Source organism: Natrinema sp. H-ect1, from assembly GCF_041821105.1.
Classification (GTDB): Archaea; Halobacteriota; Halobacteria; order Halobacteriales; family Natrialbaceae; genus Natrinema; species Natrinema thermotolerans.
Window position 1 is genome coordinate 380,903 of the sequence record NZ_JBGUBA010000001.1, and the last position, 15,375, is coordinate 396,277.

Genomic DNA, 15,375 nt, shown 5'->3' on the forward strand with positions numbered 1-15,375 from the left:
GGAGCGACAACCGTACGCTTTTGAGCGGGCCGTGTGAATTGGCGGCCATGGATGCCGCGTGGAGTGCGGGCGACTCCCCCGTCGTCGGCGTCGTCGACCCCGAGGACGACGAGACTGTGCCCGTCGAGGTCGACCGCCTCGAGGGGGCGGTCGCCGATGCCGGTGGAACGGTCGTCGACGGCGGGCTCGAGGGGGTTCTCTCGGCGACGCCGTCGCTGCTCGTGATCCCCGGCGAAGCGGGGCTGTCGGCGCTCGCCCGTGCTGGCGTCGACACGCCCGTCCTCCCGGTCGGTCCGGTTTGCGGGATCGAGTCGGTCGACCGAAAGCGACTGTCCGACGTGGTTCGGCAGGCACTTCGGGGGGCGGCGACCCGCCAGGAACGACCGGTTCTCGAGGCCGCACTCGAATCGCGTGCCGACGAGGCGAGCGATCCGATCGCTCGAGAGCGCGCACTGTTCGACGTCTCCCTGATCACCGACAAGCCGGCCCGCATCTCGGAGTACGGCGTTTACAGCCGCGGGTCGTCCGTTGCGACGTTTCGGGCCGACGGCGTCGTCGTGGCCACGCCGGCCGGCACCCACGGGTACGCCAGCGCCGTCGACGCACCGCAGCTATCGGCAGCCGTCGACGCCGTCGCGGTCGCTCCCATCGGCCCGTTCGTCACCCAGACCCGACGGTGGGTCCTGCCGAACGACGACCTGCGGTTCACGATCGAACGCGAGGCGTGTGACGTGCAACTCGTCGCCGACGGCGACGCCGTCGGAGCCGTCACCACCGACCGGCGGGTCACCGTCGCCGTTACCGACCGGCTGTCGACGCTCTCGGTACCGGAACGGCGTCTCGAGGACGACTGAAAGTGCGCGAAAAACGGCGTCGATCGCGGAGCGACGGACCGCACGGGAGCGCTACCCGTTGTACGGCTCCTCGTCGCGGTGGTTGTCCGGATTCTGGTTCTCGAGGGCGTCGTCCTCTCTGTCGACCGATCCCTCCTCGATGTCCTGCTCGCGCTCTCGTTCGGCCTCCCGCTCGCGGGCCTCTTTCTCCTCCTCGGTGAGCCCCTCCTCGTCGCGGGCCTCCTCGGGATCGGTCGCCTCGTGTTCCAGTTGGACGTCGCGTCCGTGTTCGTCCTTGTCGGTGTCGTCGCGTTCCTCGGATGTGTCGGACATCGTGATCCCGTCCGGGGATACCCGCGGTCCCCGAAAAGACGTTGGGCTTGCGAAGGTCGGCGTCCCGGTCGGTTCCCGACAGCTGCCCGCGACGGGCCCGTTACCAGGGATCGCCGGAAGCGAGATCGATCTCACCGTCGCCTTTCTCCGAGGGGCAGACGTCCGCCAGCACGCAGTCGCCGCAGTCGGGGTTCTGTGCCGTACAGACCGCCCGTCCGTGATCGATACAGAGGTGGGTAAACTCCTGCCAGCTCTCCTCGGGAACGATCCCCATCAGATCCTCCTCGATCCGTTCGGGGTACTCCTCCTCGGTCAAGCCCAGCCGCCGGGAGAGCCGCTGGACGTGCGTGTCGACGACGATGCCCTCGACGATGTCGTGACCGTGCTGGAGGACGACGTTCGCCGTCTTCCGGCCCACACCCGACAGCTCGATCAGCTCGTCCATCGTGTCCGGCACCTCGCCGTCGTGGTCCTCGAGGATCGTCTTGCAGGAACTCTTGATGTACCCCGCCTTGCTGTTGTAGTAGGTGATCGAGTTCAGGTCCTCGGCGAGTTCGTCCTGATCGACGGTCGCGTAGTCTTCGGGGCCGTCGTACTTCTCGAAGAGGTGTTTCGTCTCCTTGTTGACCCGTTCGTCCGTACACTGGGCCGAGAGGATCACCGCGATCAGCAGCTCGAGGCGGTTCGAGTACCGCAACGAGATCGTCGAGTCGGGGTATTCGTCCTCGAGGCGGTCGACCACTACCTCGGCTTGGGCCTGCGTCGAGTCCCGTGGCGTTCCCATAGGAAGAGGTTGGAGTCGGTTCGTTTCAGCGTTCGGATCGCGACCGAGCGGCGCGATCCGGAACCCGACCAGTTCGAATACCGCTCCGGAGCGCTGCCGGGGACTCCCTCGGAGGCCGTCGCGAACGAGCGATATACGTACGCGAGAGACACATATGAAACGGTGAGATTCAATATTTATACAGCCTCCGACAACGCCTATCCCGTATGACGACGAACGCACATCGGAGACTAAACGACGCGCTCTCCGAGGCGAAGGCGGACATCGTTCGGGACCACCTGCTGGACGACGGCGGGGCCGGCGCGACGGTCCTCCACCGGCTCGAGGCCGACGAGAAGGTCCAGTACCTGTTCAAGCACAGCAGCAAGGGCATCCGTATCGAGCGGCCCGGCGAGGGCGAAGAGACGCCGTACAACTCGCATCAACGGGGAACCGGTACTTTCTGGTCACCGATCGGCGGGTGCTGTTCGTCGCCCAGAAGGAGGGGGAACCGGAGACGGTCGACTGGTCGTACGCGGAGGTCTCCGCGGTCGAGGTGAACGAGGGGTGGACCAAGAACCGCATCACGCTGCACCTCTCGAGCGGCGAGACGGTCAGCTTCTGGAACCAGGACAGCGAGTACCACAACACGGAGGTCGACTACGAGGCGGTGAAGGGATACATCGAAGACGCGATACCGAGCGGCGAGACGTTCTGTCCGGAGTGTGGCGAGTCGCTCACGGGCGAGGAAGACTTCTGTTCGGGGTGTGGTACCGACCTCCAGACGATGACCTGTCCCACCTGCGAACAGACACTCAGCGGCAACGAGAACTACTGTATCAGTTGCGGCCGGGAGCTGTGAGTCGTCCCTCGGGATCGTCCGCCGCGCGAGCGGTCGGATGCCGTGAGCTTTAAGCGGCCTTCAGCCACCTATCAGGGTATGAAAGCCACGGCCATGGCCCACCCCATCCAGGGGCTTGTCAAGTATCACGGGATGCGCGACGAGATCGAGCGGCTTCCCTATCACGACAGCATCAGCGTCTGTACGGCCCCCAGCCACACCCGCACGACCGTCGAGTTCTCGATGGACTACGACGAGGACACCTTCATCGTCGACGGCGAGGAACTCGAGGGGCGAGCGTACGAACGGGTCGAGGCCGTCGTCGAGAAGGCCCGCTCGAAGTCCGACGCCGCCCACACCGTCTACCCGGTCCGCCTCGAGAGCGAGAACAGCTTCCCGACCAACGTCGGGCTGGGATCGTCCTCCTCGGGCTTTGCGGCCGCCGCGATGGCCCTGGCCGAGGCGGCCGAACTCGACGCCTCGAAGGGGGAGATTTCGACGATCGCCCGCGTCGGGTCGGCCTCGGCCGCGCGAGCGGTCACCGGCGCCTTCTCGCATCTCCGTACCGGGATGAACGACGAGGACTGTCGCTCCGAGCGGGTCCCCTCGAACCTCCACGAGGACCTCAAGATCATCGTCGGGCTCGTTCCCTACCACAAGGACACCGACGACGCCCACCGCGAGGCCGCCGACAGCCACATGTTCCAGGCCCGCAACGCCCACATCCACGAACAGATCGCGAAGATGCGTGACTCCCTGCGCAACGATGACTTCGAGGGCGTGTTCGAACGCGCCGAACACGACTCGCTGTCGCTGGCCGCGACGACCATGACCGGCCCGTCGGGCTGGGTCTACTGGCAGCCGGCCACGCTCGCGATCTTCAACACAGTCCGCGAACTCCGCGAGGAGGAGGACATCCCCGTCTACTTCTCGACGGACACCGGAGCCAGCGTCTACGTCAACACTACCGAGGAACACGCCGACGAGGTCGAGGAAGCCGTCGCCGACTGCGGCGTCTCCACCACCGTCTGGGACGTCGGCGGCCCCGCGAAACTCCTGGACGAGGACAAACACCTGTTCTGAGACGACGTTTTGTTTGGCGCACCCTCGGCAACAATTCGATCAAGAGCAGGTTAGGAACTCACGTCCAGCGGTCCAGCCCGGTCTGGGTGACGCTGTCCTCGATTCGCTCGAAGCCGCGTGCGACCTCGTCTTCGTCGACACCCCACTCGTCGGTAACGTACTCGCGGGCGGCGGCGAGATCCGGCTCGAGCGTCGTCTCGAACTCGTAGTCGTCGGTCACGTCGGGGTCGCGAAACAGCTGGCGGACCCGATCGCCGTGTTCGACGTGGTCGCCCCGCGCCTCGAGGACGCTCCAGAGATCGCCGTGTTCCGCGATCGCCGACAGCGCCGTCTTCGGACCGATCCCCGACACCCCCTCGTTGAAGTCGGTCCCGATGAGGATCGCCGCGTCGATCAGCTGTTCGAGGGTCAGGTCGTGGCGCTTCAGCGTCGCCGCGAGGTCCATCAGTTCGGGGTCGCCCTTGCTGGTCAGCTGCCGCAACGTCAGCGGCGCACCAAAGAGTAGGGCGTCGTAGTCCTCGGAGCCGACGTAGTCGGCGTCACCGCGTTTGACCATGTGGGCAGCCTGCGCCTCGCCCTCCGCCGGCGCTTCGACGATCGGCACGTCGAGCAAGCGCAGGAGTTCGCGGCTGGTCTCCTGAATCGTCGGCGTCAGCCGCTGGGTTCGGGACTCGAGTTGCGCGATGGCGACCGCGTCGCCCTCCTCGCGGGCGGTCTCGAGTTGCTCCTCGTAGCTGCGGCGCTGTTCGCGCCGGGACTCGATCTCGTCGTCTTTCAGCTCGGAGGGGCCGCCGTCGAAGACCATCACCGGCGTGATGTCGTGTTCGAAGAACTTCGGCAGTCCCTGCACGATCCCGACGAGGTTGGCGACCTCGGTCCCGTCGGCGGTCGTGTACTTCGCGCTGTCGGTCCATTTGACCGTTGTCGTCAGATAGCGATAGAGCCAGTTGTGCGCGTCGACGGCGACGACCCCCTCGATATCTTCGAAGGGGATCTCCTCGATCGCGGCGATCTCCCGGAGTGCAGCGTTTCCCATTGGCGGTAGTTGGGTCGACCGGGATTTGAATCGTCGGCTTCCGGACGGGGACTCGCGGCGGCGGTCGGGGATGTCCCGAGCGCGAGCGCCGTCGGGCACTACGCTTTTGCTTCTCGGTCCCGTTTTCGCCCAGAACATGGGCGCAGATCGCCGGGCCGACCGACGGACGGTGCTTCGGGGTATCGGGACAGCGGCCGGTGGTCTCTCGCTCGGCGGGTGTTTGGGTGAAACTCGAGAGGCGGCGGAGCCGGACCTGTTTCAAACGCCGGCGGCCGATGCATTCGAGGCGGTCGTCGATAGCATGCGACTCGAAGAGCGGCTGGCGGATGTCGCGCTGCTCGACATCCGGGCGGAAGACGCGTTCACCGAGGGTCACGTTGCGGGCGCGGGCCGGGTCCCGCGGTCCGACTTGCTCGATGCCCACTACGAGGAGACGCCCGACGGCTACCGGGCGTCGCCGGACGCGGTCGCGGACGCCATCGGGGCGGCCGGCATCGCGCCCGACGACGACGTCGTCGTCTACGGCGAGGGATCGAACCTCTGGGAGACCTACGCGATCTACACGCTCCGCGCGATCGGTCACGAGGGGCGCGTCTCCCTCCTGGACGGCGGGTACGCGGCCTGGACGGCGTCGAACGGCGAGACCGAAACTGGGGCAGCCGAAACGGCGACCCAGGAGTACGAACCCGACCTCGAGATGAACGTGATCGCGACGCGCTCGCGCGTCGCGGCGAACGTTCGCGAGGACGGCGCGGACGTACAACTCGTCGACAACCGGTCGCCGGCGGAGTACCGCGGGGAGGAGCGAGACGACGACATCGACCGACACGGCCACATCACGGGTGCGGTCAACGTCGAGTTCACACAGAACCTCGTCGACGGGGGCGAGCGGTTGCGGTCGCCCGCGGACCTCGAGACGTTGTGGCTGGACGACGCCGGGCTCGATCCGAGCGAGGAGACGATCTCGTACTGTTCGACGGCCGTCCGCGGCTCCGTCGGCTGGTTCGTTATGGAACAACTCGGCTGGGACACCGTCCGGAACTACGAGGGCAGCTGGGAGGACTGGGGGACACTCTCGGACGCGGACGGCTACTACTACACGTCCGGTCCCGACGCGGGGACGGTCGTCGATACCTTCTCGTGATCGGGGCGCGGCCGTCCGCTCACTCGCCGCTCGGATCGACGCCCGGCGGCTCGCCGTCGCGTCGTTCCGCGAGGAACCGTTCTTCCGCGTCGGAGAGGTCCCGATCGCGGTAGTCCGCGAGGCCGGCCTGGTACCGCTCGCGGTCGGTCCACGTCGCGGTATCGGGGTCGTCCGGCATCGGGTACTCGAGGATCAGTTCGGCGATCCCGGTCGTCTCGCCGGTGTAGGCGAAGCCGGTCCGGTAGAGCGCCTCGTAGGCGAAGGGGTTGTTGACGGCGATCCGGAGTCGCTCGTAGCCTCGCTCGAGGGCCCGATCGCGGACCAGCCGACAGAGCGCGGGGCCGATCCCCTCGCCGCGCCGGTCCCGATCGACGGTGACGTACCGTAGCCACAGCGTGTCGGCGTCAGTCCGATCCTCGTTGAACGCGACGGCGGCGACGACCCGGCCGTCGTCGGTACGGGCGACGGCCTTGCCCGTGTTCGTCATGACGAACTTGCCGGCGTAGCTGAACCGTTCGTGATCGAGCCGGAGTTTCGGGCCGTCGGGCGGCCAGCCGAGCAGTTCGTATTCCACGGGTCGGCTTGGCGCGACGGCCACAACAATCCTCGGAATCGGACGGATTCCTCGGCGCGAGCGTCTCGGATTCCGACTGTTACGAAGCGTTTTGGGCCCGTTCGTGGTACCGCAACCACGATGAGCGGCGAATCCGATACCACGACCGCACTCGGTGGTCTGAACGGTACCGTCGGCTGGCTCGTCGGGGGCGCGGTCAGCGGCGCGGCCGGCGGGATCGCGTTCGGGATCGTCATGTGGCTCGTTAGTCCCGATGTCCTCACGGAGGCGATCCCTGCGCTGTTCGGCCTCGAGCCGACCGGCGCCGTCGGCTGGGCGATCAACGTCGGACACGGCGTCGCGCTCGGACTCGTCTTCGGCCTGCTGGTCACCCGCGAGTTCGTCCTCGGGGTCATCCGGGCCGATGTCGAGACGGACGCGCTTTCGCGAGCGGGCATGGCCGTTCGACTGATCGGTGCCGGATTCGTCTACGGGCTCGCAGTCTGGACGGTCCTCCCGCTGCTGATCCTGCCGGTCTGGATCGACGCGGTCGGCGGCAGCGGCGCCGGCTTCCTCACCGGCGCCTCGACCAGCGCCCTGCTCGGCCACGCCCTGTTCGGGATCGTCCTCGGCGCCGTCTTCGCGGCGACGGTCGATCTCCGGGACCGTCCCGCTGCGGACCCGTTCTGAGCGCCCCGTCGCCGGTCAGCTCCGGTCCCCTCGAGCGACGACCGGTCGTCGGGGGAGACCATTCACTCGATTACTCAAAACACAGAATCCGCGTGAAAACCGTACTACGTCAAGTGAACCGAAGTGCTAACGATACGCAGAGAATTTCTACATGGTCGACGACGCCTTCGATGCGCTGGCAGACGGTCACCGACGACGATTGCTGCTCAGTCTCTTGGATCACAACCCGCAAGACGTCTCGACGGTCGACGGTATTCCCTGGGAGGTCGCCGAGATCGACGACGAACTGACGCGGAAGTACCACGTCCACCTCCCGAAACTGGTCGACTACGGCTACATCGAGTGGCACCGCGAAGACGGGACCGTCGTCAAAGGACCTCGGTTCGACGAGATACGGCCGCTACTCGAGTTACTGGACGACCATCGGGACGAACTCCCCGACGGATGGTCCTGAGGACGAGGAACGCGGTCTCTTCTCATCGGTCTCGCGAGTAGACGCGCGGAGGCGCCGTTTCACGGACGATCGCCGATAGCTACGGCTACGGTACCTGCTACGAAGCGACTGCAAGCGGATCGCTCGAACGAATGAAACGACACGCCCCGCCGTGGTTGGGCCATAACGGGGCGCGCCAGCGAACCCTACCGGTCGTAGACTCAAGTAGCTTGTGTGATAATATGGGTGAATCGGAGATCGCGTCTGAAACCACCGTTTTCGGCGGCTCGTATCAGTGATTGCAAGCCATACACGAATCCTTTTCCCGCCGTCAGTTCCTATTGTACGTGTTCGGAACGCCGGACACGTGGTTGGGCCATGACACAGGACGACATTACGAACGAGGCGGTTAGTCTACTCCAGGATCTCGGCCTTCAAGAGTACGAAGCCCGGTGTTTTCTGGCGTTGACGCGGCTACCCAGCGGTACAGCGAAAGAAATACACGAGATCTCGGAGGTTCCCCGAACGCGGGTCTACGACGCCATTCGGGTACTCGAGTCACAGGGACTCGTCGAGGTACGACACTCGAGCCCCCAACAGTTTCGGGCGGTCGGCATCGACGAGGCCACGCGGACCCTCCGCCAGAAATACGACGACCGGGTCGACACCCTCGAGTCATATCTCGAAACCGTCGAACACCGAGAGACCGAGCCCGATGACGACCGGATGCAGGAGGTATGGTCACTGACCGGACGCGACGCGATCGAATCGCGAACGCTCGATCTGCTCACGGAGGCCAACAGCGAGATCGCACTGGTCGTCGCCGACGAATCGCTCCTGTCTGACCCGCTCTACGAGACGTTACACGACGCGGTCGATCAGGACGTCCAGGTCATCCTCGGCGGCCGGACCGACGGCATTACCTCCCGGCTGGGAACGGAACTCCCGACCGCCCGCGTGTTCGAGACGAACCTCGATTTTCTCATCGGATCGGGAACCGACCACGAAGTCGCGATCAGTCGCATCCTGCTCGTCGATCGGGAGACGTTGCTGATCGGGTCATACTATCCCGACAGCGAGGACCCGACCGAACAGGCGATCTTCGCCAGCGGCCTCGAGAACGGAATCGTCGTGTTGCTCCGGCGGTTGATCTCGTCGGGACTGACCGCCGTCGAGGACTCGGAACCGTAACCGCAAGCGGGCGTTGCGTACAGTACGTCCACGACTGTCGTCGGTGAAAATCAATCGGTAGCCACTGTCAGTTCGGTGCCGTCGATCCGAATCCGATACTCCGCCATGGAAAACGATACGACGACGTGATCGCCGGCGACGAGAGCGTCCAGCGCACCGGGATCGATATACGAGTACAGCGTCATCTCGGCGGTCGTCGGGAGGTCGATCGGATCGACGTTCTCGATATCGGCGATCACAGTCACGATAGCGATGCTCGGCGGCGTCTCCGACCAGTCGAACTCACGTCGTACGATCACATCGTCCATGGCGATCACCGGTGCAGTAAACCCACGACGACATGGAGGACTATATAACCGTTGTGAGGACTCGAGAGACAGCCGCCGACCGATTTCGGCGCCGCCGCCGCTCTCGAGCCACGCCGGTCGTCACCGCGGGTATCGACCGATGGCTCTCGAGGGTAAGGGTGTCGAAGAAACGAAGTCACGCGACGTCGCCGTAAGACGACGGTGCGAACCCGTGTTAGTTACGAACGACGTTCGTCGCTCGCGGGCCCTTGGGGGCCTGCTCGATGTCGAACTCGATGTCTGTGCCTTCTTCGAGGTCCGGACCGCCAACGTCCTCCATGTGGAAGAAAACGTCCTCGTCCGCGTCGTCAGTCTCGATGAAACCGTAACCGCCCGTGTCGTTGAAGAAATCAACCGTTCCGTTTGCCATTGCGATTAGACGAAAGTCCGATACACGGATAAGTGTTCTGCATCTGTTTTCCAAAACCCATCTCGAGTAGACGAGTGTTTAGAATAGTATGGTCTGTCTGTATTTTCGTCTACCACTCGTATTTGTGTCCGAATAACCGACTGCACCGTCGGAATGGTCTGTTGTCTCCGCCGTATCGACACTTCCGGACCGCTCGGTCCGCCATCGCTCGAGCCACCCCGCGACCGACGACGGTCGGTCCGGCCTGTCACCGTCTCGAGTCATCGCACAGCGTCCCGCAAACGGGGCCGAGTACTGCTGTCTCTAGCGAGTTCGTAACTATGGCCTCGACGCGTTGTTCCCGTCGTCTGCTCGTCGAAAAGTGCGCGGACCGGGATTTGAACCCGACTGCGAGACGGTCGCTCACGACGTTCGCGCTGCGACTCGCGTGCTTCAAATCCCGCTTCCGATTGCTGTCGCTCGCGAGTTTGCTCACGACAGTAGCGCAGATCAAAGATTTGCTGACCTGCGAATCACAGATTCGCAGACAGTGCGCGGACCGGGATTTGAACCCGGGCCATGAGCTTGGAAGGCTCAGGTCCTACCACTAGACCATCCGCGCGCATCACCGGCTTTTCGGTCCACGTTTAAGGCTCTTCCTTTTCTGTGTCGCCGCCCGCTCGCGATCACGGGGTCCTGAGGGGAAAACGGGAGATCGGTACTTAGCGATCAGCGGGCTACCGGGCGGTCCACACCGCGGGTCGGCCGGCGGTTACCGCTCGAGCAGCGCGCCCGAGGAGCCGACGGCGATGTCGACGTCACCGGTGGCGACGGCACGGAGGTTCTCACCGACCGGCGTCGTGTTCTGGATCCACTTGTCGTCCTCGAGTTCGAACACCGCACCACCGCTGCCGACGGTGTAGCCCGTGCCGGCCTCGGTTTCGATGTCGAAGAGGGCGGCGTCGCCGAGGCTCTCGGGGATCCAGCGGCTGCCGGTGTAGTCGAAGACGGACGCGTTACCGCCGCTGACGTAGACGTCGTCTTCGGCGTCGCTGTCGAGGCCGTAGTAGGTGACACCGGCGTCCTCGATGCCGATCGGGTTCCAGGTGACGCCGTCGTCGGTGGCGAAGACTTTCCCGTTGGTGTCGATGACGTGGCCCGCGCCGTCGGCGTAGAACTCGATCGCGTTCAGCCCGGAGCCGCTGCCCGGCACTACGTAGTTCCAGGTGCCCTCTTTACCGTTGTCGAAGCTGTAGTGGATCGATCCGGAGTCGTCGGCCACGTAGACGTCGGCCTCACCGGCGGGACCGGTGACGGAGACGTCGTTGAAGTTCGCCGTGTAATCGTTGGGCGCCGAGCGGTCGACCAGGTTCCCGGTCGTTACGTCGTACTCGCCGATCGCACCGCTCGAGCCGACGATCCAGAGCCGCTTGCCGTCGTCGGTGGTGTCGACCCCGTAGAGGTCGTTCCCGTTGCCGGTCGGGCCGCCCTGCAGGACGACCTCCCAGCCGGTGGCGGTGCGTTCGATCACCAGCCCACCGCCCGCGACCGCGTGCGGGTTGGTGGCCGTATAGGCGACGTCGTGGAGGGTGCTATCGACCGGCGTCTCGACGACGGTCCACCCGTCGTCGCTCTCGGCGGCGGCAGCCGTCGCGGGGACGGTGGCTGCGGCAAGCGATGCGCCTGCGACCTTCAGCGCCGAACGTCGAGTCAAGCGCGTCATAGCGCATTCCGGTCTGGTGGACGAGACCATCATAAAAGCCGGACGTTCTTCAGATCGTTAGCGTCTATTCCGGACCTTTTACTCGATTTCACACCGTTTTCATCGAGTGGGACTGAGGCCGATATCTACGGATTCGACCGGCTAAAATAGCGAGTCGGATCGCTTGTGGAATCACCTGTCACGGGAACAAATACCACCATAGCCACCGGGCGACCGTCGGCCGAACGATCCCTCTCGAAACCGAATTCCGGGTACGGTCGCGCTATCCCGACTGGCCCGCGCCCGCGACCGTGGCATAACAGTTCCCGCTCGAGAGTTCCCACTCCCGGAGCGTGAGGTCGCTGGCAGCGAGGTCGACCTCGAACTCCTCGGGCGCGTAAATATGATAGAACCGATCGACCGGCTCGCCGCCGGGGAGGGTCCACTCGACGGTCGTATCGAACCCCTCAGTCGCATCGAACCGGTCGTGAGCGGTCGACCACGCACTGACCAACGCACGACCGTCCGGGGACAACACGCGGGCGAGTTCGTCGAGGCTTGCCAGCCGCGCCGCTCGCGTCGGCAGGTGATGCAGCGTCGCGACGTAGACCGCTAGGTCGACGCCGTCGTCAGTGAGCGGCAGCGCGGCCGCGTCTCCCTGCACCAACTCAACGTCGAACCCCCGCTCGAGGGCGCGTTCCTGACCCGTCTCGAGCAGGCCACGGCTCACGTCGAGGCCAACGACGGACCCGCACTCGGCTGCGAGCAGTTCGGCGTGGCGACAGTTGCCACACCCCAAATCGAGCCCGACCGCATCGGAGCCCCGATCGGTCGCGTGGGACGCGACGAACGATTCGACCTCCGGCCACGCGTACTCGCGCGTGGACGCGAAGTGGGTCGCAATCCGGTCGTACGTCTCCCGGACATCGCCGCGTTTCACATCACTTCCGTCCCGACGCTGCGTTCGGTCCCGGTTCCCGGCCATCCGTTGGCTCTCGTCTCGGGACGGTCAAAAAGCGTTCGCCACCGCGAGCAACGGTACGGGCTGCCCGTGTCGCCCCGACGAATGTGTATCCGTGACGGGCCTCGATGAATTCGAGGGGTTTATCTATTCCCGACGGGAACTGGAGAATGCGCTCGAGGGCTCGTAGATCAGGGGTAGATCACTCCCTTGGCATGGGAGAGGCCCCGGGTTCAAATCCCGGCGAGTCCACTCGAAATTTGGCGTTTCAGGCGTTCTACTTGCCGAATTCCGTTCCCTAAGGGTGTTCTGACGGCTATCGATACGACAGTGCTGACAGCGGCTTGTGTGAGAGTCATGTTCCTGTTATAGATCTTCGATGAAGTCGCGTCGCTGTTCCATCTTCTCACGGTCTGTACGGCGGTCATAGTGGCGATCGAGGACTTCAGAGGAAACGTCACAGCGGTCGCTGACGATCTTCTCGGGAATGTCCTCACGGAGCTGGTAGGTGATCGCCCCGCGCCGAATCGTGTGCGGCGAGAGACTGCTCGGGCAGTCGTAGTAGTGCCCGTACTCCGTGGCCTCACAGTCGTTCGGATCGCGGTCGTGCGGGCACTCCCCGATCATGCAGGGCTGGGTAAGCCGGTACACCTCCGAGCGAATCTGGCCGGAACTCAGCCTCCCCTGGTCGCTCGTGACGAGCGGCTCGCGGCCGTGTTCGTCTACGACATCGTGGCGATGGAACCGGATGTACTCGTCGAGGACATCGCAGTAGTAGTCGTCGAGTGCCATCGCCCGCTCGGCTGGCCCCTGATTCTTGAGCGGCGTGCCCGTATCGGGTCGGTGCCGCAACCAGAAGCACTGCTCGTCGGGCTCGTAGTCCTCGAGGTCGACCGCTCGAAGGCTCCCGAGGCGGATCCCCGTGTGCCAGAGGATCGCCATGATGACGTGGTCGCGACTCGCGCGCTTGTACCGCTCGAGGTAGCCGATGATCTTATGGCCGCGATCGGCGTCGAGCATCTCGTCGCGCGCTTCGTCACCGCGGTCGACGTCTGGCAGTTTCACCCGCTCGCGCATCCCTGGTTCGACGGCGTCGATCGACGCGCAGAACTCGAGGAAGACGCGCAGCGTCGCGAGCTGCCCGCGAAGCGTGACGATGTTTACGTCCTGCTGTCGCCACACTCGGTATTGGTGGAGATGACGGCCGGTGAGATCGTTGAGGTTGTCGATCCCGACCTCGTTGCACCACTCGACGAAGGCGTCAAGCCGGTACTTGTGATTCTGGAGCGTCTTCTCGCTCACCTCGAGTTCGCGGTGGGAGACGTAGAGATCGACCGCCTCGCGGGGTGAGATCGGCTCGAGGTCGCCGCTCATCGTTCACCTCCGTTGTCAATATTCGTGTCGCGTTGCCGGGCACTTCCGCCGTCGGCCCGTGCAAGCAAGGTCGTCTGTTCCGGTGGAGGATTATCTACGACGTCGTCAACGGCATTACGGATCGATTCTGACAACTCGAGTGGAACTTTCGACCGTTCAGCTTTCGTATCGCCAAGAACGCGGGTCGCACTGGTTCCGTCGTACTCGACGTTCGCGGTGTGGCACTTACTTCCGCGCTGGCATCGGCGATACGTCATCGGCGGGTGTTCGCCCCACAGATCGGTCCGCTTCATGTATGGGCGGCCATACTGACAGTAGGTCACCTGCCCCGTGGGCTCGCCGAGGAACCATCGGAGGCGTCCCTGTGGATTCTCGAGGAACCAGTAGTCGGGCGCGAGCGCCTTGATCAGGCCCAGCGTGTGGTACACCAGCGCGATCGCCTGACGTGCATCAGAGTGGATCGGCGTCTGCGTGTCGAAGTCCCAGTGGTCGTGATTGCCAGCCGTCGAGAACTCTGGGCATGGCGGGCTCGCAAGTACGACCAGCACATCGATCTGTTCTCGATCGAGGCCGATCAGTTCGAGTAGGTCCGTCGGCCGAAGCTCGTAGATATCGGCACACAGGTCTGGGCTGAACTCGCCATTTATCTCGACGGTGTACACGGTCCACTCGTCGCTCTCCTCAAACGCACTCGAGAAACCACCGAGGCCCGCAAACAGGTCGATACAGATTCGAGCAGTTCCGTTCGAGGATTCGTCGCTCATGCTCGAGCCCTCCGTGTCGCGTAGTTCCGGAGCTGACGGAAGACACCGCCTCGCCGAAGTTCTCTGCCGTCTTCGGTACGGACGATGTGCCCGCCAGCGTGACACTCACTACAGCGGTAGCAGGACGCCTCTGTTGCGCCCCACGCGATCCGTCGGGCGGGCCCGCCGCAGGTCCGACAGGTGACCGCTTCAGGATCGTTGCTCATCGTTCACCTCGTCACCTTTGTCGGTCGCGGCGATCTCGATCCCACAGGCGTCCGCACGTCGGCGAACGCTCTCCTCGAGCAGCGCCTCAGATTCGGGCGTCAGCGTATAGCTGTTCGTCCGCCCGTCGAGCTCGCCGCGATCGATGAATCCGTCGTCGGTTAGTCTATCGAGGTTCTGGTATAGTCGGCTGTGGCCGATCTCGCCGTAGTACTCCTCGAGGGCTTCTTCGATCGCGAGCCCGTAGGGATCGATCCCGCCTGTCTCGAGCCCAGCGATCGTCTCGAGGATGTCTCGCTGGAAGCCAGAGAGTTCTCCCCAGAAGGTTCCGCCGTCGGCCACCAGCTCGGGCTCGGCTTCGTAGTCCTCGGCGAGTTCGTCCGCTTGCTGCCGACCCTCAGGCGAGCCCGATGCAGGGCCACCGTCAGCTCGGAGGTGCGCACAGGAGCGACAGACCGATTCATTGCTCCTAGCGTCGTAGCCGTCCGCTCGAGCCCCACAAGCGCACCGAGCGTCAGACCTTTTGGCTGGCGATACCTCTTGCCGTGCGTGGGGTGCATTCCCCACGGAAGTTCCGAGATTCATTCGGATCACCGGAGCTACCTTCTGGGCGGCGTGCCAGCGCCGCCCGGTCTCACATACCAACAAGAGTCATCTTCAGCCGAGTTGGTAGCTCCGTACAGCCACTGTTAGGCTAGTCTTGCATAAATGCAACGGTTAGCTATAGGTGCCTAATTCTGTTTTTAACAGTATATTCCGGACCATTAGGGCCAC

The 15,375-nt window shown here is 64.4% G+C and carries 19 protein-coding genes and 2 tRNA genes; 9 read left to right on the top strand and 12 right to left on the bottom strand.

Features of this window, described 5'->3' with window-relative positions; genetic code table 11:
* Nucleotides 1–47: 47 nt before the first annotated feature.
* Nucleotides 48–854, top strand: a complete 807-nt coding sequence (locus ACERIM_RS01930; RefSeq protein WP_373630954.1) for an NAD(+)/NADH kinase — start codon at nt 48–50, stop codon at nt 852–854.
* Between the two features lie 51 nt (nt 855–905).
* On the opposite strand, the gene ACERIM_RS01935 is transcribed toward ACERIM_RS01930, so the two are convergent.
* Complete coding sequence (locus tag ACERIM_RS01935; protein WP_049964608.1) at nt 906–1,166, bottom strand: hypothetical protein; 261 nt, start codon at nt 1,164–1,166, stop codon at nt 906–908.
* Between the two features lie 100 nt (nt 1,167–1,266).
* A complete protein-coding gene (gene nth / locus ACERIM_RS01940; RefSeq protein WP_373630956.1) occupies nt 1,267–1,950 on the bottom strand; it encodes an endonuclease III in 684 nt (227 codons plus the stop codon).
* Between the two features lie 206 nt (nt 1,951–2,156).
* On the opposite strand from nth, the gene ACERIM_RS01945 reads away from it, so the two are divergent.
* From ACERIM_RS01945 to mvaD, 3 genes are all read left to right on the top strand, one after another.
* Nucleotides 2,157–2,489, top strand: a complete 333-nt coding sequence (locus ACERIM_RS01945) for a hypothetical protein (RefSeq protein ID WP_373630957.1) — start codon at nt 2,157–2,159, stop codon at nt 2,487–2,489.
* The gene (locus ACERIM_RS01950) at nt 2,411–2,791 is read left to right on the top strand and encodes a zinc ribbon domain-containing protein (protein ID WP_373630959.1); all 381 of its coding nucleotides are present in this window, start codon (nt 2,411–2,413) and stop codon (nt 2,789–2,791) included. The genes ACERIM_RS01945 and ACERIM_RS01950 overlap by 79 nt, the downstream gene beginning before the upstream one ends.
* Nucleotides 2,792–2,869: 78 nt before the next feature.
* Complete coding sequence (gene mvaD / locus ACERIM_RS01955; protein ID WP_006649174.1) at nt 2,870–3,853, top strand: phosphomevalonate decarboxylase MvaD; 984 nt, start codon at nt 2,870–2,872, stop codon at nt 3,851–3,853.
* Between the two features lie 58 nt (nt 3,854–3,911).
* On the opposite strand, the gene fen is transcribed toward mvaD, so the two are convergent.
* Nucleotides 3,912–4,889: a flap endonuclease-1 gene (fen, locus tag ACERIM_RS01960; protein WP_373630961.1), complete on the bottom strand. Its 978-nt coding sequence runs from the start codon at nt 4,887–4,889 to the stop codon at nt 3,912–3,914.
* A 136-nt stretch (nt 4,890–5,025) separates the two neighbouring features.
* Here fen and ACERIM_RS01965 point away from each other — a divergent pair, with 136 nt between their 5' ends.
* The gene (locus ACERIM_RS01965; protein ID WP_373630962.1) at nt 5,026–6,033 is read left to right on the top strand and encodes a sulfurtransferase; all 1,008 of its coding nucleotides are present in this window, start codon (nt 5,026–5,028) and stop codon (nt 6,031–6,033) included.
* Between the two features lie 19 nt (nt 6,034–6,052).
* On the opposite strand, the gene ACERIM_RS01970 is transcribed toward ACERIM_RS01965, so the two are convergent.
* A complete protein-coding gene (locus tag ACERIM_RS01970) occupies nt 6,053–6,607 on the bottom strand; it encodes a GNAT family N-acetyltransferase (RefSeq protein WP_373630964.1) in 555 nt (184 codons plus the stop codon).
* Nucleotides 6,608–6,727: 120 nt separating this feature from the next.
* On the opposite strand from ACERIM_RS01970, the gene ACERIM_RS01975 reads away from it, so the two are divergent.
* The 3 genes from ACERIM_RS01975 to ACERIM_RS01985 all read left to right on the top strand — a co-directional run bounded on the left by ACERIM_RS01975 (nt 6,728) and on the right by ACERIM_RS01985 (nt 8,900).
* Complete coding sequence (locus tag ACERIM_RS01975; protein ID WP_373630966.1) at nt 6,728–7,276, top strand: hypothetical protein; 549 nt, start codon at nt 6,728–6,730, stop codon at nt 7,274–7,276.
* 151 nt (nt 7,277–7,427) lie between these two features.
* Nucleotides 7,428–7,730, top strand: coding sequence for a transcriptional regulator (locus ACERIM_RS01980; protein ID WP_373630968.1), 303 nt, complete (start codon nt 7,428–7,430; stop codon nt 7,728–7,730).
* Between the two features lie 357 nt (nt 7,731–8,087).
* The gene (locus ACERIM_RS01985) at nt 8,088–8,900 is read left to right on the top strand and encodes a TrmB family transcriptional regulator (protein ID WP_006649180.1); all 813 of its coding nucleotides are present in this window, start codon (nt 8,088–8,090) and stop codon (nt 8,898–8,900) included.
* A gap of 50 nt (nt 8,901–8,950) precedes the next feature.
* Here ACERIM_RS01985 and ACERIM_RS01990 read toward each other — a convergent pair whose 3' ends face one another.
* The 5 genes from ACERIM_RS01990 to ACERIM_RS02010 all read right to left on the bottom strand — a co-directional run bounded on the left by ACERIM_RS01990 (nt 8,951) and on the right by ACERIM_RS02010 (nt 12,283).
* Nucleotides 8,951–9,208 (bottom strand): HalOD1 output domain-containing protein, encoded by a 258-nt coding sequence (locus ACERIM_RS01990; protein ID WP_006649181.1) that lies wholly within the window; start codon nt 9,206–9,208, stop codon nt 8,951–8,953.
* A gap of 214 nt (nt 9,209–9,422) precedes the next feature.
* Nucleotides 9,423–9,617 (bottom strand): cold-shock protein, encoded by a 195-nt coding sequence (locus ACERIM_RS01995; RefSeq protein WP_006181985.1) that lies wholly within the window; start codon nt 9,615–9,617, stop codon nt 9,423–9,425.
* Nucleotides 9,618–10,147: 530 nt separating this feature from the next.
* Nucleotides 10,148–10,218 (bottom strand) — tRNA-Gly (locus ACERIM_RS02000).
* A 150-nt stretch (nt 10,219–10,368) separates the two neighbouring features.
* Nucleotides 10,369–11,319 (bottom strand): WD40/YVTN/BNR-like repeat-containing protein, encoded by a 951-nt coding sequence (locus ACERIM_RS02005; RefSeq protein WP_373630970.1) that lies wholly within the window; start codon nt 11,317–11,319, stop codon nt 10,369–10,371.
* A 262-nt stretch (nt 11,320–11,581) separates the two neighbouring features.
* Nucleotides 11,582–12,283 (bottom strand): class I SAM-dependent methyltransferase, encoded by a 702-nt coding sequence (locus ACERIM_RS02010; RefSeq protein ID WP_373630972.1) that lies wholly within the window; start codon nt 12,281–12,283, stop codon nt 11,582–11,584.
* A 156-nt stretch (nt 12,284–12,439) separates the two neighbouring features.
* Here ACERIM_RS02010 and ACERIM_RS02015 point away from each other — a divergent pair.
* A tRNA-Ala gene (locus tag ACERIM_RS02015) sits at nt 12,440–12,511 on the top strand.
* 114 nt (nt 12,512–12,625) lie between these two features.
* On the opposite strand, the gene ACERIM_RS02020 is transcribed toward ACERIM_RS02015, so the two are convergent.
* The 3 genes from ACERIM_RS02020 to ACERIM_RS02030 all read right to left on the bottom strand — a co-directional run bounded on the left by ACERIM_RS02020 (nt 12,626) and on the right by ACERIM_RS02030 (nt 14,943).
* Complete coding sequence (locus ACERIM_RS02020) at nt 12,626–13,633, bottom strand: tyrosine-type recombinase/integrase (RefSeq protein ID WP_373630974.1); 1,008 nt, start codon at nt 13,631–13,633, stop codon at nt 12,626–12,628.
* The gene (locus ACERIM_RS02025; protein WP_373630976.1) at nt 13,630–14,397 is read right to left on the bottom strand and encodes a DNA cytosine methyltransferase; all 768 of its coding nucleotides are present in this window, start codon (nt 14,395–14,397) and stop codon (nt 13,630–13,632) included. Before ACERIM_RS02025 ends, ACERIM_RS02020 begins: the two co-directional genes overlap by 4 nt.
* A 189-nt stretch (nt 14,398–14,586) precedes the next feature.
* Entirely contained in the window at nt 14,587–14,943 is a 357-nt protein-coding gene (locus ACERIM_RS02030; RefSeq protein ID WP_373630978.1) for a helix-turn-helix transcriptional regulator, read from the bottom strand.
* Nucleotides 14,944–15,375 lie beyond the last annotated feature (432 nt).